This is a genomic window from Mucilaginibacter myungsuensis, from assembly GCF_015222005.1.
Taxonomy (GTDB): domain Bacteria; phylum Bacteroidota; class Bacteroidia; order Sphingobacteriales; family Sphingobacteriaceae; genus Mucilaginibacter; species Mucilaginibacter myungsuensis.
This window is the reverse complement of the sequence record NZ_JADFFL010000007.1, coordinates 20,202-46,796: the sequence shown is the minus strand read 5'-3', so window position 1 is coordinate 46,796 and position 26,595 is coordinate 20,202. Positions and strand designations below refer to the sequence as shown.

At 46.0% G+C, this 26,595-nt stretch carries 23 protein-coding genes; 7 read left to right on the top strand and 16 right to left on the bottom strand.

The genetic code is table 11. The annotated features are described in order from the left end of the window. Nucleotides 1-40: 40 nt before the first annotated feature. The 9 genes from IRJ16_RS17020 to IRJ16_RS16980 all read right to left on the bottom strand — a co-directional run bounded on the left by IRJ16_RS17020 (nucleotide 41) and on the right by IRJ16_RS16980 (nucleotide 12,766). The gene (locus IRJ16_RS17020) at nucleotides 41-634 is read right to left on the bottom strand and encodes a tetratricopeptide repeat protein (RefSeq protein ID WP_194112832.1); all 594 of its coding nucleotides are present in this window, start codon (nucleotides 632-634) and stop codon (nucleotides 41-43) included. 18 nt (nucleotides 635-652) lie between these two features. Then, on the bottom strand, nucleotides 653-1,948 hold the full coding sequence (locus IRJ16_RS17015; protein WP_194112831.1) for a bifunctional folylpolyglutamate synthase/dihydrofolate synthase: 1,296 nt from the start codon (nucleotides 1,946-1,948) through the stop codon (nucleotides 653-655). 152 nt (nucleotides 1,949-2,100) lie between these two features. Then, entirely contained in the window at nucleotides 2,101-2,916 is an 816-nt protein-coding gene (locus IRJ16_RS17010; protein WP_194112830.1) for an energy transducer TonB, read from the bottom strand. 96 nt (nucleotides 2,917-3,012) lie between these two features. Continuing rightward, nucleotides 3,013-3,408, bottom strand: a complete 396-nt coding sequence (locus tag IRJ16_RS17005; RefSeq protein WP_194112829.1) for an ExbD/TolR family protein — start codon at nucleotides 3,406-3,408, stop codon at nucleotides 3,013-3,015. Further along, nucleotides 3,408-4,112, bottom strand: a complete 705-nt coding sequence (locus IRJ16_RS17000; protein WP_194113017.1) for a MotA/TolQ/ExbB proton channel family protein — start codon at nucleotides 4,110-4,112, stop codon at nucleotides 3,408-3,410. The genes IRJ16_RS17005 and IRJ16_RS17000 overlap by 1 nt, the downstream gene beginning before the upstream one ends. Nucleotides 4,113-4,114: 2 nt before the next feature. After that, complete coding sequence (locus tag IRJ16_RS16995) at nucleotides 4,115-5,431, bottom strand: HU domain-containing protein (protein WP_194112828.1); 1,317 nt, start codon at nucleotides 5,429-5,431, stop codon at nucleotides 4,115-4,117. A 42-nt stretch (nucleotides 5,432-5,473) separates the two neighbouring features. Then, nucleotides 5,474-7,300: a porin family protein gene (locus IRJ16_RS16990; protein ID WP_194112827.1), complete on the bottom strand. Its 1,827-nt coding sequence runs from the start codon at nucleotides 7,298-7,300 to the stop codon at nucleotides 5,474-5,476. 18 nt (nucleotides 7,301-7,318) lie between these two features. Next, the gene (locus IRJ16_RS16985; protein WP_194112826.1) at nucleotides 7,319-10,399 is read right to left on the bottom strand and encodes a tetratricopeptide repeat protein; all 3,081 of its coding nucleotides are present in this window, start codon (nucleotides 10,397-10,399) and stop codon (nucleotides 7,319-7,321) included. 159 nt (nucleotides 10,400-10,558) lie between these two features. Further along, the gene (locus tag IRJ16_RS16980; protein ID WP_194112825.1) at nucleotides 10,559-12,766 is read right to left on the bottom strand and encodes a tetratricopeptide repeat-containing hybrid sensor histidine kinase/response regulator; all 2,208 of its coding nucleotides are present in this window, start codon (nucleotides 12,764-12,766) and stop codon (nucleotides 10,559-10,561) included. A 234-nt stretch (nucleotides 12,767-13,000) separates the two neighbouring features. Between IRJ16_RS16980 and IRJ16_RS16975 the strand changes: the two genes are divergently transcribed. Further along, nucleotides 13,001-14,317 (top strand): BamA/TamA family outer membrane protein, encoded by a 1,317-nt coding sequence (locus IRJ16_RS16975; RefSeq protein WP_194112824.1) that lies wholly within the window; start codon nucleotides 13,001-13,003, stop codon nucleotides 14,315-14,317. Nucleotides 14,318-15,009: 692 nt separating this feature from the next. Here IRJ16_RS16975 and IRJ16_RS16970 read toward each other — a convergent pair. Further along, entirely contained in the window at nucleotides 15,010-15,348 is a 339-nt protein-coding gene (locus IRJ16_RS16970) for a hypothetical protein (RefSeq protein ID WP_194112823.1), read from the bottom strand. 59 nt (nucleotides 15,349-15,407) lie between these two features. Further along, nucleotides 15,408-15,809 carry a hypothetical protein gene (locus IRJ16_RS16965; RefSeq protein WP_194112822.1) on the bottom strand — a complete coding sequence of 134 codons (402 nt, stop codon included), beginning with the start codon at nucleotides 15,807-15,809 and terminating at the stop codon, nucleotides 15,408-15,410. A gap of 102 nt (nucleotides 15,810-15,911) precedes the next feature. Between IRJ16_RS16965 and IRJ16_RS16960 the strand changes: the two genes are divergently transcribed. After that, nucleotides 15,912-16,076 carry a hypothetical protein gene (locus tag IRJ16_RS16960; protein WP_194112821.1) on the top strand — a complete coding sequence of 55 codons (165 nt, stop codon included), beginning with the start codon at nucleotides 15,912-15,914 and terminating at the stop codon, nucleotides 16,074-16,076. Nucleotides 16,077-16,205: 129 nt separating this feature from the next. On the opposite strand, the gene IRJ16_RS16955 is transcribed toward IRJ16_RS16960, so the two are convergent. Next, nucleotides 16,206-16,697, bottom strand: a complete 492-nt coding sequence (locus IRJ16_RS16955) for a hypothetical protein (protein WP_194112820.1) — start codon at nucleotides 16,695-16,697, stop codon at nucleotides 16,206-16,208. A 1-nt stretch (nucleotide 16,698) separates the two neighbouring features. Then, complete coding sequence (locus tag IRJ16_RS16950) at nucleotides 16,699-17,124, bottom strand: sigma-70 family RNA polymerase sigma factor (RefSeq protein WP_194112819.1); 426 nt, start codon at nucleotides 17,122-17,124, stop codon at nucleotides 16,699-16,701. Between the two features lie 303 nt (nucleotides 17,125-17,427). Between IRJ16_RS16950 and IRJ16_RS16945 the strand changes: the two genes are divergently transcribed. Next, a complete protein-coding gene (locus tag IRJ16_RS16945; RefSeq protein ID WP_194112818.1) occupies nucleotides 17,428-18,639 on the top strand; it encodes a BamA/TamA family outer membrane protein in 1,212 nt (403 codons plus the stop codon). A gap of 2 nt (nucleotides 18,640-18,641) precedes the next feature. Here IRJ16_RS16945 and IRJ16_RS16940 read toward each other — a convergent pair whose 3' ends face one another. Beyond that, the gene (locus IRJ16_RS16940) at nucleotides 18,642-19,580 is read right to left on the bottom strand and encodes a DUF6263 family protein (protein WP_194112817.1); all 939 of its coding nucleotides are present in this window, start codon (nucleotides 19,578-19,580) and stop codon (nucleotides 18,642-18,644) included. A 230-nt stretch (nucleotides 19,581-19,810) separates the two neighbouring features. Between IRJ16_RS16940 and IRJ16_RS16935 the strand changes: the two genes are divergently transcribed. Beyond that, a complete protein-coding gene (locus IRJ16_RS16935) occupies nucleotides 19,811-21,643 on the top strand; it encodes an SPFH domain-containing protein (protein ID WP_194112816.1) in 1,833 nt (610 codons plus the stop codon). A 732-nt stretch (nucleotides 21,644-22,375) separates the two neighbouring features. Here IRJ16_RS16935 and IRJ16_RS16930 read toward each other — a convergent pair. Beyond that, nucleotides 22,376-22,660, bottom strand: a complete 285-nt coding sequence (locus tag IRJ16_RS16930) for a hypothetical protein (RefSeq protein ID WP_194112815.1) — start codon at nucleotides 22,658-22,660, stop codon at nucleotides 22,376-22,378. A 173-nt stretch (nucleotides 22,661-22,833) separates the two neighbouring features. Between IRJ16_RS16930 and IRJ16_RS16925 the strand changes: the two genes are divergently transcribed. After that, the gene (locus IRJ16_RS16925) at nucleotides 22,834-24,087 is read left to right on the top strand and encodes a DUF2130 domain-containing protein (protein WP_194112814.1); all 1,254 of its coding nucleotides are present in this window, start codon (nucleotides 22,834-22,836) and stop codon (nucleotides 24,085-24,087) included. Nucleotides 24,088-24,184: 97 nt separating this feature from the next. Here the strand turns inward: IRJ16_RS16925 and IRJ16_RS16920 are convergent, their stop codons facing one another. After that, complete coding sequence (locus IRJ16_RS16920) at nucleotides 24,185-25,327, bottom strand: putative sensor domain DACNV-containing protein (RefSeq protein ID WP_194112813.1); 1,143 nt, start codon at nucleotides 25,325-25,327, stop codon at nucleotides 24,185-24,187. A gap of 108 nt (nucleotides 25,328-25,435) precedes the next feature. Here IRJ16_RS16920 and IRJ16_RS16915 point away from each other — a divergent pair, with 108 nt between their 5' ends. After that, nucleotides 25,436-25,858, top strand: coding sequence for a ribosomal maturation YjgA family protein (locus tag IRJ16_RS16915; protein WP_194112812.1), 423 nt, complete (start codon nucleotides 25,436-25,438; stop codon nucleotides 25,856-25,858). Continuing rightward, nucleotides 25,842-26,591 (top strand): oxygenase MpaB family protein, encoded by a 750-nt coding sequence (locus IRJ16_RS16910; RefSeq protein WP_194112811.1) that lies wholly within the window; start codon nucleotides 25,842-25,844, stop codon nucleotides 26,589-26,591. The genes IRJ16_RS16915 and IRJ16_RS16910 overlap by 17 nt, the downstream gene beginning before the upstream one ends. Nucleotides 26,592-26,595: the final 4 nt, after the last annotated feature.

The window sequence follows — 26,595 nt, the reverse complement described above, 5'->3', positions numbered from 1 at the left end:
TAGTAAAAACTTCTGCTCCCCCTTTAGGGGGCTGGGGGGCCTACTCCGTCAACAGATCTACACAGTTCTTCTTCAATTTCTTCAACCGCTCATCCAATCCGGCTAAGGCAGCATCGTCGCCAATATTTTTATAAAGGGTTTTAATGATAATTAGCGTATCGTCATCCGGGTCGCAAGCCTGGGCAACTTCCAGATGTTTTACTGCTTTTAACGCTGCTGCGCGGTAATCGGTTTTTAATCGAACGTAAGCGGTATCGGCCGGTTTTGTAGCTAATAGCTGCGAATACAATTCGTTAGCGGGAGTGATATAGATGAACCCAAGGGCACGGTGCACCACGTAATAATTAGGCTCGGCTTCGGCCACTTTCTCGTAAAACGGGATAGCTTTTTGAGGCTTTTCGATATCCTCGTACAAGCGGCCCATGCTGTTAAAGTAAATGATACGCGACTTGGCGGGCAGATCGCTAAGACTATCCATTAACCTTAAACCCATATCCAAAGCTGCATTGGTCTCGCCCGATAATCGGGCCAAATTAAACTCACCATATCGCTCAAAAGCCGACTTGTTCTGCTGCGCCAATAGGGGTGAGCATAGCGAGGCGAGTAAAATAACGATGATATATTTTTTGAACATGGCGGGCAGGTTTGGCTATTAAACGATCTCGGCCACTACAAAAGTACTACCGCCTATAAAAACCAGATCATCTTTATTGGCCGTGTAGCGCGCCGCTATCATGGCCGACTTTACCGAGGGGTAAGCTTTACCTTGCAAACCCATACCGTTGGCTTGTTCCCGCAATTCATCCTCCGATAATCCGCGGGGGATGTTCGGGCGACAAAAGTAATAGGTGGCATCCTGCGTGAGCATGCCCAGCACTTTGCTGATGTCCTTATCGTTCACCATGCCTAACACAAAGTGCAGGTTTTTATGCGGGGTAGATGCGATGTTTTTCAATACCTCGGCAATACCGTTGGGGTTGTGGCCCGTATCGCAAATGATGAGCGGGTCTTGCCCTAATATCTGCCAGCGGCCGTTCAGTCCGGTAAGTTTGCTTACTTGTTTAAGCGCCGCGCGGATATGGTCGTCGCTGATATTGAAGCCTTGCAGTCGCAATTCTTCTACCGCCGACAGTACTGTTTTTACGTTCTTTATTTGATAAGTGCCGGTCAGATCCAATTGCAGATCCAAATTGCGTGGTACGCGCTGATCGATATGCGATACGTTGATCTTCAGCAAGCCCTGATCTGTTCTGCCATTCCGCTCCGCATGCCAGGTCTCTGATGCGAAGGTTTGCTTAGCCTGTTCTTGATGCGCTTTATTGATGAATACATCAGCCACTTCGCGCTGATACTCGCCGATCACTACCGGGGTGTCTTTTTTGATGATGCCGGCTTTTTCGGCTGCTATCAACGGCAAGGTATCGCCCAATAAATTCATATGATCCCAACCAATGTTGGTGATCACCGACAGTAATGGGCTGATCACATTGGTACTATCCAGACGTCCGCCCAGACCTACCTCTATAATAGCGATATCTACCTGCTCTTGAGCGAATACCTCAAAAGCAAGCCCTACCGTCATCTCAAAAAAAGATGTTTGGATGCGGTCCAGATCAGCTTTGTATTTTGCCACGAAATCTACCACCGTTCCTTCGCTGATCATTTCGCCATTGATGCGGATACGTTCGCGAAAATCGCGCAGGTGAGGTGAGGTGTACAGGCCTGTTTTATACCCCGCGGTTTGCAAAATGGCCGCCAGCATATGCGACGTGGACCCTTTCCCATTGGTGCCCCCAACGTGCACCGACCTGAATTTTTGCTGTGGCTGACCCAAAAGATCGCACAGGGCGATGGTGTTGCTCAAGTCTTTGGTCATGGCTGCCGCCCCTGTTCGCGAGAACATAGGTAGCTGGCTATATAAGTAGTCGAGGGTTTCTTTGTAATCCATCGGGTGTTTAAGGTAGTTGTGGGTTTAGGTTAATATGCACGCAAAGTTAAAAGGAAATTGATAAATAGTTAAAGATCTTTTAACTACAAACTTTCAACTTAGCAACCCAGATGTGGAAAATTAACGCTGAAGATGTGGCGACCAGATGCAGATCAATCCACCTTGAACACAAACGACATACGCCCTTTAGAGTTACCGTTGACCTTGGCTGATGAACTAAAGCGGGAGTTTTTGATAGCAGCTTCGCAAGCCTGCACCAGATCCAAACCGGCTTTAGTCATGGATTTATTGGCGCGGGCGTAAAGTACATTGCCATTCTCGTCTATCTCAAAATCTATAACTACTGTACCCGGAACGCGGTTCACGTTCTTCACGTCGGGTTGTTGTACAAACTTCCAGTTAGACAGGCTTAGGCCATTGCCCGATCCACCTTGTCCGTAATTGTTGGCCAGTGTTGAACCTTCAGGATCCCCCTGATTGCCGGGCTTACCGGTTGTACCATCGCCTGTGCCGGTACCATTGTTGGTAGGGCCTTTGTAAAGCGCATTGGCATTAATGGTGGGTTTGGCGGTAGTTTTATCCGGTTTTGTTGTATTGGTAGCAGGAGTTACCGGTTTGTTATTCTTTTTTACGGCAACCTCAGGCGCATCCTCGGTATTTTGAGTAACAACGTCTTCTTCGGTATTGTCAGTTACGGTAGGCTTTTCCGTAGGTGGTTCCGGCGTTACCTCATCCGGTTGTTGTTTATTAGCATTCTCAGCTACGGAAGGTTCCTCGGTGCTGGTGTAATCAGATCCCGAACCTTCTTCCGTAGTACCATAATTAACTAAGATACCGCCCATCCCGTCAATATGTTCCTGGGGCGTGCGGAAAACAATAAAATAACAGGCCGCCATTAGCACCGCCATGATCAGGCCGGTAGCTAAGAATGCTTTTGGATAGTTATTTTCTGTTTTCTGATAGTCCATTTTTTGTAGTCTGAAGTTCTAAGTCTGAAGTCTTAAGTCGGAAGTCTTAAGTTAGAATAACTTAGAACTTTCGACTTAAAACTTTTAACTATCTACTTATTTCTTGGCTGTTTTCAGCACCATTTTAATATTCAATTTTTGAGCGATATCCATCACGTTCACCACTTCTTGTATGTCAACGGTCTTATCCACCGATAAAACTATCGTCAGATCTTTTGCCAAATTTTTATAGGTGGAAAGATTGGTTTCCAGATCTGCTACGGCTACAGGTTTCCTGTCTACGGTATATTGCAGATCTTTGTTTAAAGACACTTGTACGGTCTTTTTAGATATCGACTGCCCGCTAGCCGACTTCGGTAACACCAATTTCACCACGTTAGGATTGGTCACGGTCGACGCAATCAGGAAGAACAGCATCAAAAAGAACATGATGTCGTTCATGGCCGAGGTATGTACCTCGGCTTCGCGTTTATGTCTCTTTTTTAAGTTCATTATTTGCTTGGTTCTTCTAACAGGTCAATAAACTCAATAGCGTCGGTTTCCAGCTTCAGGATCACCTTGTCTACCATGATATTCAGGATCTGGTAGCAAACGTAAGCAATGATACCCACGATCAAACCTGTTGCCGAGGTGATCATCTTTTGGTACAGACCCGCAGAGATAGTACCCATGGCCAGGTTATCTGTTTTAGAGATATCATAAAAGATCTTGATCACACCCGCGATAGTACCAATGAAACCGAACATGGGCGCGATACCGGCCACGATACCCACAATAGGGATGTTCTTTTCCAGTTTAGATACTTCCAGCTTACCGATGTTCTCGATAGCGCCCTCGATATCCTTAATAGGGCGACCGATACGCAACAGCCCTTTTTGCAGCATACGGCCCAGCGGGGTATCGCTGTTACGGCAAATAGCTATAGCTGAATCCAGCTTGCCGGCCATTACGCTCGAGCGTACCTGGTTCATCAGGTTCGACTCGTTTTTGGCAGCCTTGCGGATGGTAAAATAACGTTCAAAAAATATGACCAATGCCAATATCAGCAAGATCACCAGCGGGATCATCACCCAGCCACCTTTGATTAGCAGGTCACCAAAACGTAGTTCCTCCTGAGCCACTACCGGCGGGTTAATTCCATTGGTTAAAGAATCAGCAACTTGTCTTGCCGTGTCGGCCACTTGCATTAATAGCATCATTAGTCTAACGATTTTTTATTTTGTTCTACAGATATATCTTCTTTCTTCAGTTTGCCGGTCGCCAAAAACTCTTTGTAGGCCTGGCGGGCAAATTCTTTAGTAGCATAAACGCCCAGGATCACTTTATAATTGCCTCCCGGAGCAATTGTTTCGGTCATTAACCGGGCTTGCTCAAAGCCTTTTCGTTTTAGTTCGGTAACACGTGCTTGGGCAGGTTTTTTCCTGTTGAAGGCACCCGCGGTAATAACATCAGCACCTTTAGGCACAATGGCCGGCATTGGATTATTAATACCCGGCGCGATGCTTGAGACAGTTACCGGCGCCGAAGGTTTATTCTTATCGGGCGTAAAAGTTAAATTGCTGATCTTGGCGGTATCCTTGTTGATCGTCACCGGCTTCGCGACAGGTTTTTCAGCAGCCTTTTTGGCCGAATCGGCTTTAGCTAAACTATCCTGGTTGACCGTAGTTTGAACGGCAGAAGCAACGGGCGTAGTGTCTTTTAACACAGGTGCGGCTGCTTTTGTTTCGGTTTTAGTTGGTGTTGACGGCAGGTAAGCCTTGCCGAATAATTCGGGTTTAAATTTATACAGCACGCCCAAACCAATGATCAGCAGCGTGAATGCGATGCCGACGATCAGCCAGATGCCAACACGTCTGGGTTCGGCTTCCTCTTCTGCAACCTGTTCGCCCGGGTTAACACGGTTGGACACCATAGATGCACCGAAGAACGGGGTAGTTGCCGCATCGAACTTTTCTTCTTCTAAGGCAACCGGTGTTATCACTGTTGCTGCAACAGGTACCGGTGGTGGTGCAACCTGTTCGGCAGCTACATAAGTTTCAGTCGTGTCCTGCGGTGGCGGGGGAGTGAGAGTTACAGTCACCGGTGCTGTCTTGCGTATCGGTACTTCGCCTATTTTTACGGCTTCGACACTTTGATAGGCAAAAAATGCCGGGTCGTCCGTTTTGGTTTGCGTATTAAAATTTAGCCTTACGCCATCAGATGTAAAGGTACCCATATTGGCAAAAGGCACCTCCTCAATAAAAGCCTGATCTTTCAGGTTATTGATATACTTTTCGATGAAGTACTTTGCTGATGATATGGATATCCGCTTTACAGCCGTAATGTGGCCGGCTAAAGTGTCGTCGTCATCAATGATCTGCGGATCGAATTGCACAGAATAATGCGGCGGGAAGAATTTCTTCTGCTCGCTGTCATAATAGGCCGGCATGCGTATCTGCACAAAATAGCCCAAATTAGGTACGGTCAATTCGCCTTGCTGTCCCAGCAGATCGCTTATGTAGTAGGCAATATCCATCCGGCTAAATTAACAGTTTTTTAATGAACTTCAAGCCCCTGTTTAGAAGCTATAGCTAACCCCGCCGAACAAATTGAAACCATAGTTAGGGTAAAACAACCATTGCGAATAATTTCCGTTGATGAGGTTGTTAGCCTGCGCAAATACACCAAAACGCTTGTTAACTTTGTACTCGGCACCCGCGCTAAAATCCGCGAATGAAGATACCGTAGCTTTCCTTGTCGCGCCCGGAGTGGTCGGGTCGGCTATCCTGTCAACAGTGTTATCCCTAAAGAATAACGATGCGTTAAAGTTCACCTTATCGCTAATATGGATGGTAGTACCTGCGGTCAGTTTAAATTTAGGCAAGTTCCAGGCTTCGGCCTCGGTAGCCATTTTGTAGTCCTTCAACTCAATGCGACCGAAGATATCCAGATCTGCAGATGCTTTAAAGTCCAGCTCGCCATTAAACCCGTTGATCTTGGCGTTACCACCATCATAGATCACGGTGAAACGGTTATTGCCGTTAACGAAATCAAAGTTGCTGACCATAAAAGGCATGTTTTTGACCTGGTTGCGGAATACCGATGCCTTAAAGCCTAAGCCCGGCGCGATAGTGCCTTTTAGACCGGCAGCCAGATCCAGCTGATCAACAGAGTTGCGTATGTTTATATTTTTGCCCAGGAATGGATTGATCTCGGTAAAGTCCCTGATCGACGCTTTGTTCACGTCACCCTTAGCTTCGGCAAACAAGCGCACGTATTTCGGGATCACCTGAAACTCTAAACGAGCGGCAGGGAACACAAATACACGCTGCGAAAAGCCCAGTTCGCCCACAATGTTAACGCCCACATCTACCTTGTAATTCTCGCCCTGAAATTTCAGGTAAGGGTTAGCACGTACCAGCGTGTTGTTAAGGCTGTAGAGGCTATCCTTAGGCGTGCTCATATCTATCGATGCATTTAAACCTGCGTAAAACTGCTTGATGGTCTGATTAATAAAACCTGATACCACCACATTGCTTTCACTTGCTTTAAAAGCATCGCTGTATAAGTAGCCGCTCAACTTTAACGCATAAGTAAAGTCGCGCTCTACATCTTTAAAGTTCTTGGTCAGCTCGCCTTGGGCGCTCAACAGGCTAAATGCTTGCCGGTTGTTGTTCAGTTTAGCAACCAGCGGTTCCTGGTTGTCGTAACCGTAAAAATAGTTCGCGCGGTTACTGTAGCTGATGCTACCCTTGATGCTGTTCACCTCGCCGATAGACTTGCCAAAAACGCCTATCTCGTTACGGCTTTGTTTTTGGTTAGCGAACGCCGTACCCGACTGTGCAAAGTGCTTGGCATAAACGCCGGTCTGCAAGGCGGCATCGCGGCCGTTATTGATATATACTTCGCCAAAAGTGGTCTTTAAATTACCAAAGCCACCTTTAACCATATTGTTGTACGGGATCGAGTCCAACTCCAGTGGCATCTTCATCGGCTCCATCTGCTTGATGTCCGTGTTACGCTCCAGGCGTTTATCCATCGGCGTGTAGGTAAGGGGTGCTTTGTAAGGTTCCTTATCGGTCATATCCGGGTTACGACGGATCTTTACCGCGTCAGCTAACACCGGTTTATAAGCTGTAGTGATAGTGATCAGTTGCGACAGGTTTGACTCGCTTACTTCGTCGCCCGTTTTCTTCACAGTATCTATCTTAACGTTAGATGCCGCGTCGCCCAGGTTTTTAATGGCCGATTGAGCAGCCGGTTTGGTAGCGGCAGGCTTAGCAGGCGCAGGTTTTTTGACCGGGGCCTTAGTATCCTTTTTATTTTTATTGGTTTGCGCCTGCACAGGTGCGGCAGCTATGGCCATCCCTAAAATAAGCAGCGCGTATGTATGTTTAAATTTCATCACGTGTTTTCCCTTGTTTTAGTTGTTACCTGTTTTAGATGAATCGGCCGGTGCTGTTGGCTTGTCCTTTACGCTACCGGGCGCAATGCGCTCCAGCTTGGCTTTGGCATCGGCCAGTACGTCGTCGTTAGTTTTGTAAAAATCAACTATACTTTGGTAGGTAGCTTTTGCCTGATAGTTGTCTTTTAAAGCCACATAGTTGTCACCTAAAAGTACAATGGTTTTGGCAACCCAGTAATCGTAATTAGGCATCTGTTTGGTCAGCTCGAAACAGGTAGCTTGCGATGCTTTATACTTTCGCTGTTTGTATTCTATCAGCGCCAAATTGTATTTAGCCTCGGCTGCCGCTACGGTCTTGGTCTTATTAACTGTATTGTTGAATTCCTTAGTGGCCGTTGTAGTGTCACCCTTAACCAAGTAAGCTTTACCGGCGTACAGGCTGGCTTTAAATTTATCTTCATCGCCCGATTTTTCGTAATTTTTGATCAGCTCAGCATACTTCAGTGCGTCATCGGCCATGTTCATTTGCGCGTAGCAAACCAACAGGTTGTTGATGGCGTAAGCGTAATTCTCTTTATATTCCGAGTTGGTTTCTAAGCGTTTCAGGTAAACTACCGCTTCGTTATATTTTTTCAGGTCAATATACATTTTAGATATCGCCAGTAACGATTTTTCGGTATAGGCGCTGGTCCAGTCGTTCAGGATGATGTTGAAATCCAGTACGGCCTCGTCATAACGTTTCAGACCGATCAAACCCATAGCGCGGATAAAGCGCATCTGTTTTTCATAGATCGGCTTAGGGAATTTATCATAATAAGCGTTCACTGCCGATACCGTGCCTTGCCAGTCGCCTTTTAAGTAAAGGTTGTTAGCGGCGGTTTGCATAATACTCTCTTGCTGGGCGGTAGTGTAGTTGCCGATAGGAGTGGTGCCTGCATAGCTAATGAAAGTGCTTGCATCGCCACGGTCTGTATAGATCTTCTCTATCTGGCTTAAAGCCTGCTTAGCCTCGGGGGTTGAAGCGTAGTCTTTCACTATTTGTTTAAATGCTTCAACTGCCATGTCCTCGCGATCGGCGTTGTAATCTATCACACCAATGGTCGATAGCGCCCTTGGTATGTAACTGCTGCGCGGATATTTTTGGATCATGGCCAACAGATCTGATTTGGCTTTCTCGCCATCGTTTTTCAGATAGTAAGCATAAGCGATCTCGAACGCCGCGTCGTCAGCAAAGTCCGAATTAGGAAAGCTTAGCAAAACGTTGTTCAGCGTGCCGATCTTAGCATCATATGATCCCTGCAAACCCTGTATCATACCTCGCTGAAACTCGGCATAATCCTCACCCTGACTGTGGCGGGCAATGATCTTGTTGTAATATTCGTTGGCCTTGCCGTAGCTCTTCAATACGAAATAGCTGTCGGCAATACGGGTTATGGCATCGTTGATGGTATTTTGATCTTTAACATCACCTTCTAAAAACTTCTCAAAGAAGGAAGCTGCTTTGCGATATTGTTCATCGCGGAAGGCTGCATAAGCCAACGCGTAGTTAGCAAAGTTGGCCAATCCCGTACCTGCAGCTTGCGGCATATCCAGGAAACGTTCAAAATTCTCTACCGATTCGCCGTACTTGCGTACCTCGTACATGGCTTCAGCCATCCAATAAGTGGTCAGTGCGTTTATCTTCGGGTCGACAGGATATCTCTGCGAGCGCAGGAAGATACCGATAGCGTTCTCAAAAGCACGCTCGTTAATAAATTCCAAACCACGGTAGTAAGCTACTTTTTGGTAGGCTATCTTGGCGCTTTGGGTCTTGTTCTGTATCGGCTCCAATATCTCTACCGCTTCGCGATAGCTATGCGAGTTAAGTAATTCCTCGCCCAACAATATCTTCATCTCCTCAGTGCGGGTAGATCGCGGATAGTTCTTCAGATAAGCGCGGGTAGCTTCTAAAGCTTGGGCGTAAAAATCAAGCTCGTAAGATAATTTAGAATATTGGTAGAGCGCATCCTCCTGCAAAACCTTATCAAAGCTTAACCTTGATGCTTTGTAGAAAGCGTTACGGGCACTTTGTTTGTTGTTCAGCTTCAGGAAGGCGTCGCCCAGTGTGTAGCTACCTGTTTGGCTGTACACATCGTCTTTATCCTCCATCTTAACCAGTTCGGCAGCGGCATTTTTATAGTCGCCGGTCTTGTAGTAACCGTAACCCATCTGGTAGCTGTCCTGCGTGTTTTGGGTACGACCGCGATCTTGCGCCGCAAATTTGCCGTAGTATTTTACCGAGTTAACATAATCGGACTTAGCAAAGTACGATGCTGCCACAATGCGGAACATCTCGGTCTCGTTCTTTTGCTTGGTGTTGTTCAGGATCGGTACCGCATAGGCCAGCACATCATCATAACGCTTATCTAAAAAGTAAACTGCGGATATGTAGTACGGATAGCTATCCTCGTATTTTTTAGAGTTTTTAAGACGCTCGAAATTGGTGAGCGCGATGTGGTAATCTTTATTCAGGTAAGATATGTAGGCGAAGTAGTAGACCGCGTCTTCCATAAATTGCGAGCGTTTATCTTTTACCTCGCTGAACAATACCTGAGCATCCTTTAAATTGCCGGCCATAAAATAAGCGTAGCCTTTGCGGAATTTATACTCAGTATTTTCGCGACCGTTCAGGGCCGATGCTTCAACCTTTTCGAACCAGCGCAGCGCATCGGCATATTTTTGTACTTTAAAGTAAGATACGCCTATCTCAAAATAAGCCAGTTTGGTCAGCGGGTTTTCGGGGTGCTCCTTAATAAATCGCAGCAGCATGGCCTCGGCATCATCATTACCTAATTGTAACGCGCAATAAGCCTCGTAATACTGCGAGTTCTCTTTTAATAACGATACCGAAGTTTCAAAATCTGGCTGAGTAGAGGTTTTGGCGTTGCTACGCTCTACAATACGGAATTGCTCGGCAGCGGCTACGTATTTCTCTTTATTTAATAGCTCAACAGCATCGTGGTAAGTTTTGTATATCTGTCCGCCCGGGTTCTGTTGTGCATACAGGCCGGTAACCGAACAAGCTGAAATCAATAGGGCAGCGTACGTTACTTTTCTCATATAGTAGTATGATACTTTTTGTGCTAAATTAGCAATACCACAAAGATGTGTTTAACAGGGCTTATACACAAATGTGGATAACGATCTTTTAACGGATCCTAACCCGAATTGGTATAGTTGTGGAAAAATAGGTGGGATGTGAGAAGTTTATTAAAACAATTAACTAAACGAAAGCAACGCACTGGCAAGAGCATTATAAAGCTTTTCAACCTCGATAGGTTTGCGTAAAAAGCCATTGAAATAACCCGAATATTCTTCCTGGTGCTCGGCGGTGATATCGGCTGTAAGCGCAAAAATAGGGGTGGAGCAATTCGGGTTGCCGATATCGCGGATGTTGCGGGTAGCGTCGAATCCGTTCATCTCGGGCATGTGTATGTCCATCAGTATCAGGTCGTAGGCCCGTTCGCCGGAGCGTTCTACAGCCTCTATGCCATTTTTTGCATGCTCGGTAGCAATGCCCCAGTTTGATAATAACTTGCGGGCTACCATGGCGTTGATCAGGTTGTCCTCGGCCAGTAAAATGGAACGATCGCGGAACTGATCTTTGGCTGATACTGGCACTGCTACTTTTGCCGATACGCGCCTGGCCTTGATATCGAAATAAAAAGACGAACCCTTACCTACGATGCTCATCACATGTACCTCACTTTTGTATAGCTCGGCCAGTTTTTTAACGATGGCCAGGCCTAAACCCGATCCGCCGTGCTTTTTGGTGGTGATGGATCGGGGCTGTGAGAAACTCTCAAATATCTCCTCGTAAAGCTCGGTAGGGATGCCTACCCCTGTATCTGTAATGGTGAACCGCAGCGTATCATTGACCGGGTCGCTATCTGCTTTTTTGATGTCGATATCCACGCTGCCTTCATCAGTATATTTAATAGCGTTACCAATGAGGTTACCCATAATCTGGGATAGCTTGGTATCATCCAGTTCGTAACTATCTTTTATCGCTTCGTCTATATTCAGGTTCAGCGTCAGCCCTTTATCCAAGGCCAGGTTATTATAGATCGACCGTATATTATCGGCCAGTGCAAGCAGATCGCAGGGATGCACATCTAACTGCATCTTACCTGCCTCTAACTTGGTGAAATCCAGGATATCGTTAATAATAAGCAGCAGATTGTTGGACGCAAATTTTAACGAGCTGAGTAGCTTTTGCTCTTCCTCATCAGAGCGGTCTTTAAGCAAAGTGGTTATAGTGATCACCGCGTTAAGGGGCGTGCGTATCTCGTGGCTCATGGTCGACAGGAAATCCTGTTTTACCTTGGCCGATTGTTCTGCCAGTTCTTTTTTCTTGATGATCTCGTCGCGCTCTTTTTGCAGTTTGGTTTCTTTCTCTAAAGATTCCATGCGGGTGATCAGCTCGTAATTCTCTATGATCTGCAGCGTTTGCGTGTTGATGACCGCTTCCTTTTGGCTCAGGTATTTTTCAAGGTGCAGTAACGCTTGTTCGGTATCCCCTTCCCGTTTGTAAATATGATACAACAGGTGATCGCATTTAAAATTGATGATCACAATGTTGTAGCGTTCGCTAAGGTCGAGCGTTTTGGCCAGCACCAGTTTGGCTTCTTCTAACCGGCCCATTTTGAAATACAGATCGGCAATGCGGTGATAGGCCATGCCGGTGCCTAATTTTTCGCCAACTTTTTTGTGGATCTCCAGGCATTGTTTCAGATCCTCTTCGGCCAAAGCGTACTGCCCCATATGCAGATACACCTTACCACGACCGTACAGCGCAAAGGCCAGTCCACGGATATCGCCGCTTTTGTTCTTCATGGCGATGGAGCGTTCGATCAGGTCGAGCGCTTCTTTTACCTTGTTCTGTTTAAGATAGATGCCGCTGAGCGGGTTATACGCGTTAGACTCCAGGTCGCTGTCCATAGCCTGGCGGGCAGCCTCGATAGCACCCTCGTATGATTTGATGGCGTTCTTTTGATCACCGAAGTATTCGTAAATGGTCCCTAATGATTTTTGGGTACGGGCCTGGTTATGGTAGTCGTTATATTTACGATAGGTGGTAAGGCAATTGATCAGATAGATCAGGCCCAGATGGTAGTTGTCGGTCTTGTAATAATTGCCGGCAATGTTATAGCGGGCATCGGCGATGCCTTTGTCGTCTTGCAGTTCCTCAAAGTATTTGATAGCCTCTTCGGCCATAGATATCGAGCTTTCGTATTCGCCCTGTATCATGTAAAACAATGATAGCTGATTAAGGCTTTTACCGACGAGTACCTTATCGCTTAACGAACGGCTTGACGCAAGCGCTTTTTGGGCAAGCGTTATGCTATGGTCAAGGTTGTTAACGCGTGTGGCGTATGCCTCGTCCAACAACGCTATGATCGCAGCTTCGTCCATGATAGGTGACATGCCCACTTTCCTGATCTGAAATAATTATTAATATAGGGTTACAATACTTTCGCAATATGCGAATATGCTTTTATTGGTAGCTGTTTGTTGATAAATATATTTTTTTATACAAACATCATTAATACGAGCGCTACCGTTATAAGTTGATCCCATGGGAGTAACTTTTTTGTTACGATATCATCGCTGTTTTGCTAACGAAATTTTTAACTTCGCAACATAGCGGTTATAAATATCATGATCCTGAAAAAGGTCTGTTCTTTACCACAGATATCTAAGTATAGCATTGCAACATCGGCATTATTGCTGTGGGCGGTTGCATTTTGCCTTGATTTGAATGCGCAGGCACCGACGGATACTACCCGTCGGAAAGATCAGTTTCATGATCAGGTAGACTTTAATGATGTGAAAGCCGCGTTATTAGGCAAAGAGACCAAGCCCGACACCTCATCGTTCAGTAAACTACGTAAATTGCTTATCCCGTCCATGTCGGTCAATCCAACATCGGGCTTTGAGGTGGGGTTAACGCTGGCCGCGCTTAAAGTGTTTGGCGAGCCGGATAGCACATCGTTATCTACAGGGTCATTAAAAATATCGGCAGCGACCAAAGGTTTAGCGTACATCCAGTATAAACACAACATCTACTTTCCCGAAAATCAATGGAGTTTGCAGGGGAATTGGCAGGTTGGCCGCACCCAGGTGTTGGACTATGGTATAGGCACCGGTCGCAGCAGCGCCAACGGCAGTGACCATTATGTTAACGGACAATTGGTTGATGATTCGTACAAATTAAAATACACCTCCTTCAGGTTCAGGGAGACCGCTTACAAAAAGATCTTTGATAATTTTTACGGAGGTCTGGGCCTCACTTCGAATATCTACACCGGCATAGATGAGGACAGTCAGGGGAATATTTACTCCTACCACTATCGTTATAATACTGATAACGAAATACCTACCCAGCGTTACCTGGCCAACTCGTTCTCGTTCAATTTACAATATGATACCCGCGATCACCCTAATCAGCCGTATGAGGGCATCTATGCCGATATGGGTGTAAAATCGTACAAAAAAGCCATCGGTAGTACCGAAAACTCTACGCAGCTAACATCCGAATTTAGGAAGTATATTGGCCTTTCGACATCAACCCCGCAACATGTGTTGGCTTTTTGGTATTGGGGAAGTTACTTACTGAGTGGCAGGCTGCCTTATCTTGAATTACCGGGCACCACTACGGATAATGACGAGCGGACCGGCAGGGCTTACACCGTAGGCAGGTTTAAAGGCTACTCGTTCTTTTACTCGGAGGCAGAATACCGTTTCCCTATACTCGACAATAAATTTATTAGTGGTGTGGCGTTCGCTAATGTGCAATCGGCTAGTAATGGTGCCGTTAAAGATAGGATAAAGCTATTTCAACATTGGGAACCGGGGGCAGGCGTGGGCTTGAGGATACTATATAACAAGTACACGCGGTCTAACATATGCGTAGACTACGGCATCGGGAATTACGGCGCAAAAGGGCTGTTCGTTAGCCTGAACGAAGCATTTTGAAATCGACGTTCAAAGGCTTTATTTCGAGCTCGTGTAAACATAATAGCTGTCCTTACACTTAGCGCAAAACTGCTTAGTGATAGGAAGAAAAGAAAGGAAATTCTTTACTACCCAGCTTCTGTGCATTTGATAATGATACAATTGCCCGCACTTGGGGCAGTTTTTACCGGATCGGATACGAAAGATCGAGGCCAAGGTGTTACAATTAGTTTTTATAAAGCTACAAAGCTATTAAACTAAAAGTGAAGTTTCAACCGTTATTTATACACATATGTCTTTCTGTTACATTTATAACAGAAAAATCGCCGTATAGGCAACCAGAATAACAAATTTTTTACGATCGGACCTCGCGGCACACGCACATCCAACGCGCTATTACAACGTCGGCATACGGGGCCATGGGTTTTAGCGATCTTATGATCATCGCTTATCAGGGCAACCATAGTTAATTAATTAAGGGGTCAATAGTTAAACAAACATACCTAAATGGAGTAACTATTTTATTAATTATTAACAAAAAAGCGGGGTTTTCTTAAATATCAAATATGTGTTAATATTAATATTAGATGAGAGAAAATTGTGAATTAAACGACATTTTTATTTAATTATAGGTTATTTATTGTCGGTAAATAAAAAAAGACGACTCTTTGAAGGGAGTCGTCTTTTACAGGTAGGATAGCTATTTTATCCCATTAATCGTGCTTGCGGATCACGGTAACATTTTTTGATGGGTGTGTAACCGTGTGATGCTTTTTATAATAAGCACGGCGTGCCGCGCGTTGTTTCTTTGCTTTGCTACGGCGTAATTCGTTACCTACAATGTAGCCGCCACCCGCGCCAATAGCACCCCCTATTAGTGCGCCTCCAACGTTTTTGCCGATAAGGCCACCTGCTACCGCGCCACCGGCGCCGCCAATAATAGCGCCTTTAGCTTGGCTACTCATTTTCTTTTTCTCTTGAGCTACCGAATATTTAGTGTCTGCCGCAAGTACGGCTAATACAATGCTGAAACAAAACAATATCTTTTTCATGGTTGATGGTTTTTATGTTATCATCAACCTAAAACAAATACCAGGCCAAGGCCGCCTCGCTACTTTTTGAAAGCCGTAACTCTCGAGCCGTCCGCGCCCAATGTTTCAAACACAATGTGCTTGTCATCTAGCTCGGATACAAAGAAAGGGAAGGTGCGGCTTCTACCTTCGGGTAATTGCTCGGTATAGCTTATTTCTTTGCCTTTAACTTCAAATGTCCCATGTGATAGCAATTTGCCTCCCCAATGAATAGTCAGTTGACTTTGTGGTTTAAAGGTGATATAGGGGTTATCTTCGGCTAACTGGCCCGATGTAAGTGTATCGGCGGGGTTATCGCTTTGCGGATGATCTATTTTGGTGTACTTCCATTCGCCGTAAAGCTTCTTTTTACTTAATTCTGGTTTGCACCCGGTGAGCATGCTGACCGCTATAATAATAATAAAAAGTGTTCTTTTTAACATACAATATATCTGTTAAGCCCAACGGCCGAACTATAAATAAAGGAAACCATAGTAATGCAACAATGTTAAAAGGATATCAATATACACTAAAGCAGCACCAATATGAGCACATCTAAAAACGCCACCCAAAGTAACAAAAAAACTGATGACGACGATAAAGAGTTAAAGACCGAAGCACCCATTAGCGAAAAGGACGAAGTAAAGAAAGCTGAAGACCGCACAAACGAAGCGGCAAAGGCCGGTAGATCAAATGCAGGAAAGAAATAACTGTTTAAGTTGACAGCACACGCCGCGAGGAGAGAAGTATCTTAGGCGGATCAGGTAACATGATCGATAGCTACCGACAAACAGAAACACGTTAAACAACAGAGCGGCCTTTTCGGGTCGCTCTGTTGTTTATTTTAATGCTTTTATTTCTGTCTTCAGTTCCATGATGGTTTGCTTGGCTTGCCGGTTTTCTAAGTAAAAGTAAATGGCACACCCCAAAAATATCTTACCCAACACAAATACTGCAGCAAATACCCAACGCCATGCTTTGTGTATCTTCATGTGGCTGTCCTGTACCTGCACGTCAATATAACGTGGCATGTCAGGTTCGGGGGCGACCTTTGGTTCAGGCTCGGTAAATTTCGTTGGTTCCGACCGTTCCCTTAAAATAATGTCGTCTATTTCGGTCTCTATCCTGTCCCAGGCGGTAGGTGGTGGTGGTATGGCCATTGCAAAAGCCATGGCTTCCATGTCCAACTCTAATTGGTTAAGCGCATCTTTAACTTCAGGATAGCGTTGTTTATAAAACAGCACTTCACGTTCCTCTTCGGGCGTGGCCGAACCGGTAACGTAAGCCTCAAGCAGGCCGCTGTCTATATATTTTTGTATCTCTGTGTTCATTTTATGCAACTCTCCTAATAGCGGCGAACGCCTGCTGTAAAACCTTTCTCACTTCTTCCTCTGCACTATTCATCTCCGCAGCAACAGTACTTACGCTTTTTCCATAATAATGGATGTTGCAAAATACATGTTTTTGTTCGGCGCTCATTTTATCCAAAAATTTGTTGGGGCGTGCGGGTATATGTCCGTTAACGCCTGTTCCATCAATAATAGTTTGTTGCGATCCAAAAATATCTTTTAAATGTTTTCGGGTCAGCTGTTGTAGTTTGTGGTAGACGTTAACACCCGGTTGTAGCAGGTCGTGTAGTTGGTGCGGCAGGTCGTTAAAAACCATCATTAAATAGCGTTCGGCCAATTGCTTGTCCTTAACTACTTCAAATATGTATCCGTACAGCATGCCTGCATATTGATCGTAGATCGTATGCATTGCCGTCGGTCCGCTCAATGACGCACTTGGCTGACTCAAAACCGTTCAGTGTTAAATAGTTGCTAACTTAAAAGATCATGTAAATATAAAACAAAGTTACAACGTGTAATTACGTTGAAGTTAAAAATATTTGGTTTGTGGAAAAATAAGCAAAGATAACTATGCTTTAAACAAAACAGATCTAAAGATATGTAGTTTTTTGCGGTTACGGCACCTGTAGCAACCGTTATGAAACAATGATGTTACAACGTTATTGTGTGAAAAAATCGCAACAAGCTGCTTACACTTACGTTTACATTGATGATGAAAAAACTGCTGTTTGTTGCTATCACCTGCTTTTGCAAACCCGTGTTGGTTAAAGCGCAAGAGGTGATCAGGACCAACAGGCAGATAGACACCGTAGGCAAAGCCGACCTGTTAGATGTGGCATCGCTTCTTTTCGAGATGAAACCTAAACCTGTCGAAGAACAGAAAGGTAAGTCGGTGTATTTTTCGGTGCTTCCGGGTGCATCTTCAGTTCCGGGCGGGGGAACGGCACTTATCACTACTACAGCCGCGGGCTTTTATCTGGGGCCGCGTAGTAGTACTTATATCTCCAACGTAACATTTACGCCTTACCTCAATTTTTCTGGGCGATTTGGATTGCCCTTACGATCTACTTTATGGACGCGCGATAACAGTTGGGTGATACAAGGCGATACCCGCTTTTTAGTTTATCCGCAATATACCTGGGGGCTTGGCGGCCGGCAGACCGAAGAGAACCGTATCCTGTTAGATTATAAGTACATCCGCTTTCATCAACGCGCATTAAAACGTGTTACCGATTTCTTTTTTGCCGGGATAGGGTACGATCTGGATTACCACATCGATATCCAAAATGAACGTACCGACAAAATAAGCAGTTTTACGGGTTACCGTTACGGCGCCGCTAATGATCAGCATTCATTTTCGTCGGGGGTGACCGCCAATTTTTTGTACGACACGCGTAACAACGCTTTGAATCCCCTGCCGGGATGCTACATCAATGCCATCTATCGGTATAACAGCAAAATGTTGGGTAGTGACGATAGCTGGCAGTCCTTATACTTCGACTTTAGAAAATACATCAACCTAAGTAAAGAACGCCGCAAAAAACAACTAGCGCTCTGGGGGTACTATTGGACCTCGATCGACTCTGGTACACCGTACCTTGATCTGCCAAGCATTGGCTGGGATCCTTACAATGCATCGGGTAGAGGAATGCCTCAGAACCGTTACCGCGGTCATGGTCTGCTCTATTTCGAGGCCGAATACCGTCGGGATCTGTTGGACAATGGCTTGTTCGGTTATGTGCTTTTTGCCAATGCCAGTTCGGTCACCGAGGCAGCCAACCGTAATTTTAGGTATATCAATCCGGCTGTGGGTGCAGGCTTACGCATCAAGTTCAACAAACGGTCTGATACCAATATCGCTATTGATTATGGCGTAAGTAAATCCTTTAAAACCTTGATGATCGGCTTGGGTGAGGCTTTCTGATCTTAGTGAACGTCGGTAATCACAACGTCGCTCCGCATGGTCATTGGCATTTTAATACCACCGGGCACTTTGGGGTTATCTTTTATCTCGGTATTCCCTTCTATAGACTGATATAACGATGCCTGTTTTAACCAGCCGGTAGTTTTATCGATCACTATATCCGATGCCATTACGCCTTCCAAATTATTGCGCACCTGCATGCCATTTACAAGTTTAAATGTATCTTTATCAGGGTATTGGATGCTTGAAGATGACCGGATGTGATAGAATTCCTCTGCGACGTCTTTTAGCTCGTAAACCGTATGAACGTCTGCCGAGCCTGCGCCCGACAAAGACATATCGCTCGACCATAATACACCCAACCTCACTTGTACCGAAGGCAAAATTGGCGTCGCCATCTCAAAATTAGTGCGGAACGCTACCTCGCCAATCGTTTGCTGCATCAGGCTTTTTATTTGATTCTTTTGATCCACGGGGATGTTGCTGGCTTGCCCGATCAGCTGATCTATAATAGCAGTTATGCCATTAACGCTTTGCAGGTTACCGCTTTTGGTGAGCGTTACCTTAAAAGTTTGTTTAGCTACAGCGGCGAACAACATGGAGGCCGGGTCGCCGGGATCGGCCCTGAAAGAATTATAGACCGTTACACCTCCGGGCGATGTCATCTTAAGCGAAATACTTTCGTACCGCACGTCCATATCGTACAAGCTGTCGCGTATGGCGGTAAGGGTGAACGCGGTGCGGCTATTCAGTTCGGTACTGCGGCCATTGTTTTTATTGTTGATGGTTTGCGTTACCGAACTTTTGCTGTTAGTGATGTAATAATAAGTACGGCCTTTTGTAAGGTTGAGCGCCAGCTTATAATATTGCGAGCGCGATTGCCCACGGACCACTATAAACGAACATATTAAAAGTAGGAACAAGACGAAGAATTTCTTCATGTGCAATTTTAAGAATAATCTTTAACGAATGGCTTACCAGATCATTTTACCAGTTTGGGTGCATCGCCAAAAAATATTTTGAAATTTCTGTAACAAACCTGTAACGTCCTCATCTTACTACCGATCTGTAGCCGAGGACTATTTATTTAGTATGCACAGATCTTCCGTTCCCGACCCGCTCCTTAAGGGTCACGCATACCAAATCATTTAACAATTTATTTCTAAGAAAAATGGATCAATTGATGTTCCACCTATGGTGGATCGTGCCTGTTGTGGCCGCTGCTGTGCTTTACAAAATTATTTTGAACGTGTTTTTCGGTATGGTTATCGTCCCCGACGACCGTATCGGGTTGGTAGTTAAAAAGTTTACCCTCTACGGCGATACCCGAATGCCCGACGGACGCATTATTGCCACCAACGGCGAGGCCGGTATGCAGGCGCAGCCACTGGCGCCCGGTTTGTATTGGCGCTTGTGGCCGTGGCAGTACGAGATAACCATGCAATCTTTCACCATCATTGAGCAAGGTAAACTTGGCCTTGTTAAAGCAAAAGACGGCGCGCCAATGGATACCGGCCGTGTACTTGGCCGCCCGGTAGATTGTGATAAGTTTCAAGATGCACGGGCGTTTTTAGAGCACAAAGGCCAGCGTGGGCCGCAGGCGGCTTTCCTTACACCGGGTAGTTATCGTATCAATACCTTTCTATTCGATCTGGAGATGGTGCCGGTAACGCAAGTGCACGAAAATAAGGTAGGCATAGTCACGACGCTTGATGGAGAGCCACTGGATAAAGGTGAGATAGCTGGCGGCTCTGTTGTTGGCCACCGTAATTATCAGGACCCCATGGCCTTCATTCAGGCCGGTGGTAAAAAAGGTTTGCAGGAGGATGTGATACTTGCGGGTACTTATTATTTAAACCCTTGGTTTGTACTTGTCGAGCAGGTAGAGATGATGCACATCCCGATTGGTTTTGTGGGCGTGGTCAACTCATTTGTCGGTCCCGAGGGTAAAGATACCAGCGGTATGGGCTTTAAGCACGGTAATATTGTAGCCAAAGGCGAAAAGGGTGTTTGGAATGACCCGCTGGATCCAGGTAAACACCCGGTGAATATATACACCCACACGGTAGAGATCGTGCCGACGACCAACATTGTACTCAACTGGGCCAATAGCCGTACCGAATCGCACGAGTTGGATAAGAACTTGTGTACCATCAGCGTGCGTTCGTCCGACGGTTTTACATTTAACCTTGATGTATCGCAGATCATCCATATCCCGCATAACGAAGCGCCTAAGGTGATCGCGAGGTTCGGTAATATGAAGAACCTGGTATCGCAAGTGCTGGAGCCCACCATCGCCAACTATTTCCGCAATTCGGCGCAAAAGAGCGGCGTGATCGAGTTCCTGACCAACCGTTCGCAACGGCAGGAGGATGCCAAGAACCAGATAGCCGGTGTGTTGAGCGCTTATAATGTGGAGGGAGTAGATACGCTGATTGGTGACATCGTCCCTCCGGCAGCCCTGATGAAAACGCTGACCGATCGTAAAATAGCGGAAGAAGAACGCATGACCTACGAGATACAGCGCAGCGCCGAGATAGAACGTAAAGAGTTTGAAAGTGCCCGCGCTGGTGCCGATATGCAGCCCGAGGTAGTTAAGTCGACCCGTCAGGTCGAGATCAATACCCAAATGGCAGCTGCCAAGGTAGCATCCGCCAAGGGTGATGCCGAGTCTAAAACGATCAACGCTAAGGCAGACGCCGAGGTACAGACCATTAACTCAAAAGCCAACGCTTTAGCCACCGAGGTGAACGGTAACGCCGATGCCGGCAAGATCAAAGCCATCGGTTTAGCCGAAGCCGAGGTGACCAAACAAAAGACCGAAGCCATGGGCACCGAACAATACGCGGTAGTGCGCGTAGCCGAGGCCTTAGCGCAGAATGGTGTGAAATTGGTGCCTGAGATATTGGTAAGCGGCCAGGGCGGTGGCGGCAATGGAATTATAGACGCGCTGATCGGCGCGGAATTGTTTAAGAAATTGAAGGAGGATAATGCGAAACAGTAAAGCCTATATCCTATAAAGTCTAGCTTCCCCGCTTGAGCGCAATGTCATTAAGTTAAGAAATAAAAGCTATCCGCCCCGTCGCCTGTGTCCCCACAGGCGACTATAGCTGCCCTCGCGGTCGGTCGTTTGTGGGGACACAAACGACGGGGCGAAAGTTTACAAAGGTTTACGTTTTTAAAAATCCAATTTTATAAGGGTTTGATAGTAAGGTATTTGCAAAAAAAAAGGAATATTTACATACGGCGATCTTAGTTACGGATCATTTTGCTCGTAAAAATAATTACTGTGCGTAAACTGGTGTGTCCTTAATTTGCAAAGTCTGCGAGAGGACACACCCCTATGTAAGTTAATACTATATGATCCTACAGTGCTTCCCCACTCAAGCGATATCGTGTGGACAAATTTTTTTCTTGCCCTGTAAGGGCTACCTGTTTGTAGAAAGAACCGGACAATAAGTATTTCGCCGTAGGTGCTACCCTTCTGCGCTATGCAGATCGGACATGCAATTGGAATATGGGTAGCCTCTACGAGGCATTTTCAAACTGGTTTTACACTACTACAAACAGGTAGTCCCGCTGGGACAAGGAAATTTTCTCATCTAAAAAGATTTGTCCACACGATAGACTCAAGCGGGGAGACGTAGGTTCAATGCTTTCTAACGCTTGGTAGAAAACAAACAACCCCGCGCTCAAAAGAGCGCGGCGTCTACCATTATTAACTATATCGAACCTATTAACCTATTAATGTAGCTACTTGTGGCGACGGCTTTTTGGCCGCCCAAAGGATATCTAATTGAACCTGGCAAAACTGTTTAGATGCTTCTATAAAAGCGTCGATAGCGCTTTGGTGGCAATCCTGTTCGCGCCTTTGGCGGTCGAATGTACCATGCCAAATGCCTACCTGCTCGTCGGGTGTGGTCAGGCGCACCCAGTTGCGGCGGTCGAGCCAGTTGTGTATCTCGTCAATGTGTTGTTCGTCAGCGCCCGGGAATTCCGCGCGGAGCATGATGTGGTTCATGGTGATCTTGTGTTTTCAGGTGTGATGTAAATGTTTAACAAAGTTAGATAGACGCATCGTGCTTGTCTAACGTGTTTTAACGGTTAGTTAATGTTTTTAGCACGGTGATATAGGCTAAAAACATTAGCTATTTGCATTTAAAATTCAGAACTTAGCTGTCTCGATATCAATTTATGGCTACAGAAGTAAAATGCCCGTCTTGCGGAACTCCATTTCAACTGGAGGAAGCAATGGCCAACGAATATAAAAAGGACCTACGCGCTAAAATGCAGGAGTACACTAAACAAAAAGAGCAGGAGTACACTGTTAAACTGAACGAATTCGCTGCCAAAGAACAGCAACAACAATTATTGTTTGAGCAACGCCTGCAAAACGAAAAGAAGGCTCTGCAAATGACGCTCGAAGAAAACCTGCGCAAGTCCATCGCATCAGATTTTGAGAACCAATTACTAATGCTCCAAAAAAGCAACGCCGATGCCGATGAAAAATTAAAAGCATCGCGCCAAAAGGAATTGGAGTTTTTACAAAAAGAGCAAGACCTGAAACGTAAAGAAGAAGAACTGCAATTAGATCTGCAACGTAAACTGGCTGAACAACGCGAAACCCTGGCGCAAGAGATCCGCAAGCAGGAAGCCGAGCGCTCACAATTGAAGGATACAGAGCATCTAATGAAGCAACGCGAGTTAGAAAAGCAGCTGGAAGACCAGAAAAAATTGGTCGATGAGATGAAGCGCAAAGCAGAGCAAGGGTCTATGCAGTTACAAGGTGAAGTTCAGGAATTGATCCTGGAAGAGCATCTTCGCGCGTTCTTTCCATTCGATTTGATCGGCGAGGTAGGCAAAGGCGTGCGTGGTGCGGATTGCGTGCAGACCGTCCGCAACCAATTTGGGCAGGAGTGTGGCAAGATCATTTACGAGAGCAAGCGCACAAAAACCTTCAGCATGGAATGGCTTGAAAAACTGAAGCGGGACATGCGGAGTGTTGGTGTGGATGTAGCCGTTATCGTTACTCAATGCTATCCTAATGGTATGGATTGTTTCGGACAGATGGACGGTATCTGGATATGCTCTTTTGATGAAGTAAAAGCTGTAGCCTACGTGCTGCGCGATAGCATCATCAAATTAGCCAACCAAAGCCGCTCGCAAGAGAATAAAGGCGACAAAATGCACCTGTTGTACGATTACCTTACCGGATCCGAATTTGGCGAACAATGGAAGGCCATCCGCGAAGGGTACTTGAGCATGAAAATGTCCATCCAGCGCGAACGCGACGCCATGGAAAAAATGTGGAAAGCCCGCGAGAAACAATTAGAGAAAGTGTTGTTGAACGCCGCCCACATCAAAGGATCGATAGAAGGTATAGCCGGTAACGATTCGATACAATTGAGTTTGACCGATGATGGGGATGATGCGTTGTTTTTGGAGTGAGTTGTTGGAAAGTTGCAAGGTTGGAAAGTTAGAAGGCTGAAAACATAAGGCATAACCTTTTAACTTTCAAACTTTACAACCTTCCAACGATTTTCCCCTACATCAACAAAATATCTATCCTATGCGCATGCACCATATTCAAATGGTGCGACCAGGCGAAGAGCGTGAAATGCCCATCTACTGATGCTACCATGGCCTGGGCGTCGCGTTGATCGTAGACGAATTGGGCTGCCGCTAAGTGGCGGGTACCGCCGTTCTGTGCAGGGTGCATGTATATCGGTTTGCCGTCGGTCACAGGTTCGGTCATGATCATTTGGTCTACGGGGATGCTCAGTTCCGAGCGAGCTATTTTGGCGCCGAAGGCCAGTAACTCGTTGTCTTTGTTGATGATGGTCGCGCCGTCTACAGCAGTAAATCCCCCAATGATATCTATCGCGTTACGCAAACTCTGTTTCCAGGCGATGTTGCGTTTATGCTTAGGTTCTTTCAACAGGTCGGATATGGCGCAGAAAGGTGGATCCACGGGGTAATTGATCGGCTGTATGATGGAGCTTTGCCAGGCATCCGACCCTGTAGGGACGATCAGTACCAATCCGCCACGATTATGCGCGCGCATAGCGGTGGATAGCTCGACCAGTACATTAAAAGTATCGCCGGGGGCGGAGGGGAGCGGCATCTCTAACAAAGATTCGATCACACCCGGACAATCATCCAGACTGATGTTATGCTCGTCAATGATCTTGATCTCGTCGCCACGTAGCACGGCAATGTTCACGAATTTGCCAAAGCCATCCGTGCGGCGATGTTTGATCACCAGCAAGCCCGGTTCAACAACTTCCAACACAAAGCATATCCCCGGTATCTCGTGGGTAGTACCCCAAACGTAAAGCGAGTTATCTTCATCCAACCAAACACCCAGGTGGATGCCAGGCTGAACCACAGCAGGGGCCAACTTGGTGAGGTTTTTAGGCGTAAGCCGCAAACGGTTAGCAAACACCAGCGGGCTACCCGCCTGCTCGGGCGAGAGGAACGCCATCGATATCTTAGGCGGCTGACCCTCTTCCCGGCGCAGGCTTGCCCAAAAACCAATGTCGACCATTGACTCTATCATACTTGCTGATGGGATATCTGCCAACAGCAGCTCGCTTAGGTAGCGGGCATCATCTAAGTGCCTAAGCAAGTGCGTTTCTATCTTTTGGGCCACCATTCGGGCCGGCAGGTATGACGGTTCGGACAACATATCCGCAAATTAATCATCTGCTTTGTAATTAGCGTTTAACTGATGTAAAATTTAGTTGCAATGTTGCCACGTTATCTATAACTTTGCAATTCAAAGTACTTTTATTTAATGATATTCAACGTTCGGTATTTCTTATTAGCTGTACTGCTATTTTTGACTGAGGTAGGCATCGCTGTATTTTTCAATGATGCCTTTATTCGTCCGCTATTCGGCGATTATTTGGTGGTGATGTTAGTTTATATGGCAATAAAGTCCTTCGTTAATAAGCCACCCGTGATCACCGCCATCGGCACTTTGCTATTTGCTTATGCCATAGAGGCCGCGCAATATTTCGGATTGGTATATAAGATCGGGTTGGGTGGTTATCCGTTAGCATGCACGCTTATCGGCACCACTTTTTCGTGGTCGGATATGCTGGCTTATACGCTGGGTGTGATCACCATCATCATCATCGAAACCATCCGCATCCAACGGAGCATCAATAAACATTATCTGAATAAAAACAACCACGACCATGAGCACATTCGTTGATAAAGATTCTATCGTCCGTAAGATCTGGGGGACGGCGGATACCGTTCTGTTCATCTTCGCCGGTTCAGCGGCCGAGTTCGCGCTGAACAAGGCTGTCGACTGGCTGTATTTCACAGGGAAATTACCGGCCGATCCATTGGGCAGGTTATTCTCTACGGTAGCTTACGCCAGGCAGATCATCTTTTCCGACTATGATACCGCCATCCGCTCTATCGACCAGATCACGGCCATCCATAAAGGTGTGGAACAAGCCCGTGGCTCGCAGATCCCTGATTGGGCTTATCGAGATGTGTTGTTCATGCTTATAGACTATTCCATCCGCTCGTTCGAGTTATTGGAGCGTAAACTTACCCTGACCGAAAAAGCCGAAGTATTTGATGTATTTAACAGGGTAGGGCAGTGCATGGGTTTAAAAGGCTTGCCTGGCGGTTACTTAGAATGGGAGATAATGCGAGATGAACACCTGCAGAACGACCTCATCAGCAGTAAGTTTACTGTCGACCTTTACAAACAATACCGCAAGCATTTAGGCCCTGTACGCAACCTGCTGATGATGCAGGTCCAAGCCATGGTAGTGCCGCTAAAGGTGAAACAAATGCTGGGTTTTAGTGCCTACATGGGCTCGTTATTGTCAGCGTACAAACTGTTACGCTGGCTACGGATGGAAAAACCGTTCAAAAATGCTTTGCTGCCCGATGACTACAAAGTGCAGATACAGTCACTGGATATTTAAAAAC

Coding starts and splice junctions, on each gene's coding strand:
- IRJ16_RS16910 (WP_194112811.1), top strand. CDS start 25,842: ATGAGCACATTCGTTGATAAAGATTCTATCGTCCGTAAGATCTGGGGG.
- IRJ16_RS16915 (WP_194112812.1), top strand. CDS start 25,436: ATGATATTCAACGTTCGGTATTTCTTATTAGCTGTACTGCTATTTTTG.
- IRJ16_RS16985 (WP_194112826.1), bottom strand. CDS start 10,399: ATGAGAAAAGTAACGTACGCTGCCCTATTGATTTCAGCTTGTTCGGTT.
- IRJ16_RS16995 (WP_194112828.1), bottom strand. CDS start 5,431: ATGGATATTGCCTACTACATAAGCGATCTGCTGGGACAGCAAGGCGAA.
- IRJ16_RS16980 (WP_194112825.1), bottom strand. CDS start 12,766: ATGTCACCTATCATGGACGAAGCTGCGATCATAGCGTTGTTGGACGAG.
- IRJ16_RS16960 (WP_194112821.1), top strand. CDS start 15,912: ATGAGCACATCTAAAAACGCCACCCAAAGTAACAAAAAAACTGATGAC.
- IRJ16_RS16990 (WP_194112827.1), bottom strand. CDS start 7,300: ATGAAATTTAAACATACATACGCGCTGCTTATTTTAGGGATGGCCATA.
- IRJ16_RS17010 (WP_194112830.1), bottom strand. CDS start 2,916: ATGGACTATCAGAAAACAGAAAATAACTATCCAAAAGCATTCTTAGCT.
- IRJ16_RS16955 (WP_194112820.1), bottom strand. CDS start 16,697: ATGAACACAGAGATACAAAAATATATAGACAGCGGCCTGCTTGAGGCT.
- IRJ16_RS16930 (WP_194112815.1), bottom strand. CDS start 22,660: ATGAACCACATCATGCTCCGCGCGGAATTCCCGGGCGCTGACGAACAA.
- IRJ16_RS16975 (WP_194112824.1), top strand. CDS start 13,001: ATGATCCTGAAAAAGGTCTGTTCTTTACCACAGATATCTAAGTATAGC.
- IRJ16_RS16935 (WP_194112816.1), top strand. CDS start 19,811: ATGGATCAATTGATGTTCCACCTATGGTGGATCGTGCCTGTTGTGGCC.
- IRJ16_RS16920 (WP_194112813.1), bottom strand. CDS start 25,327: ATGTTGTCCGAACCGTCATACCTGCCGGCCCGAATGGTGGCCCAAAAG.
- IRJ16_RS16970 (WP_194112823.1), bottom strand. CDS start 15,348: ATGAAAAAGATATTGTTTTGTTTCAGCATTGTATTAGCCGTACTTGCG.
- IRJ16_RS17015 (WP_194112831.1), bottom strand. CDS start 1,948: ATGGATTACAAAGAAACCCTCGACTACTTATATAGCCAGCTACCTATG.
- IRJ16_RS16965 (WP_194112822.1), bottom strand. CDS start 15,809: ATGTTAAAAAGAACACTTTTTATTATTATTATAGCGGTCAGCATGCTC.
- IRJ16_RS16945 (WP_194112818.1), top strand. CDS start 17,428: ATGAAAAAACTGCTGTTTGTTGCTATCACCTGCTTTTGCAAACCCGTG.
- IRJ16_RS17020 (WP_194112832.1), bottom strand. CDS start 634: ATGTTCAAAAAATATATCATCGTTATTTTACTCGCCTCGCTATGCTCA.
- IRJ16_RS17005 (WP_194112829.1), bottom strand. CDS start 3,408: ATGAACTTAAAAAAGAGACATAAACGCGAAGCCGAGGTACATACCTCG.
- IRJ16_RS16940 (WP_194112817.1), bottom strand. CDS start 19,580: ATGAAGAAATTCTTCGTCTTGTTCCTACTTTTAATATGTTCGTTTATA.
- IRJ16_RS17000 (WP_194113017.1), bottom strand. CDS start 4,112: ATGCTATTAATGCAAGTGGCCGACACGGCAAGACAAGTTGCTGATTCT.
- IRJ16_RS16950 (WP_194112819.1), bottom strand. CDS start 17,124: ATGCATACGATCTACGATCAATATGCAGGCATGCTGTACGGATACATA.
- IRJ16_RS16925 (WP_194112814.1), top strand. CDS start 22,834: ATGGCTACAGAAGTAAAATGCCCGTCTTGCGGAACTCCATTTCAACTG.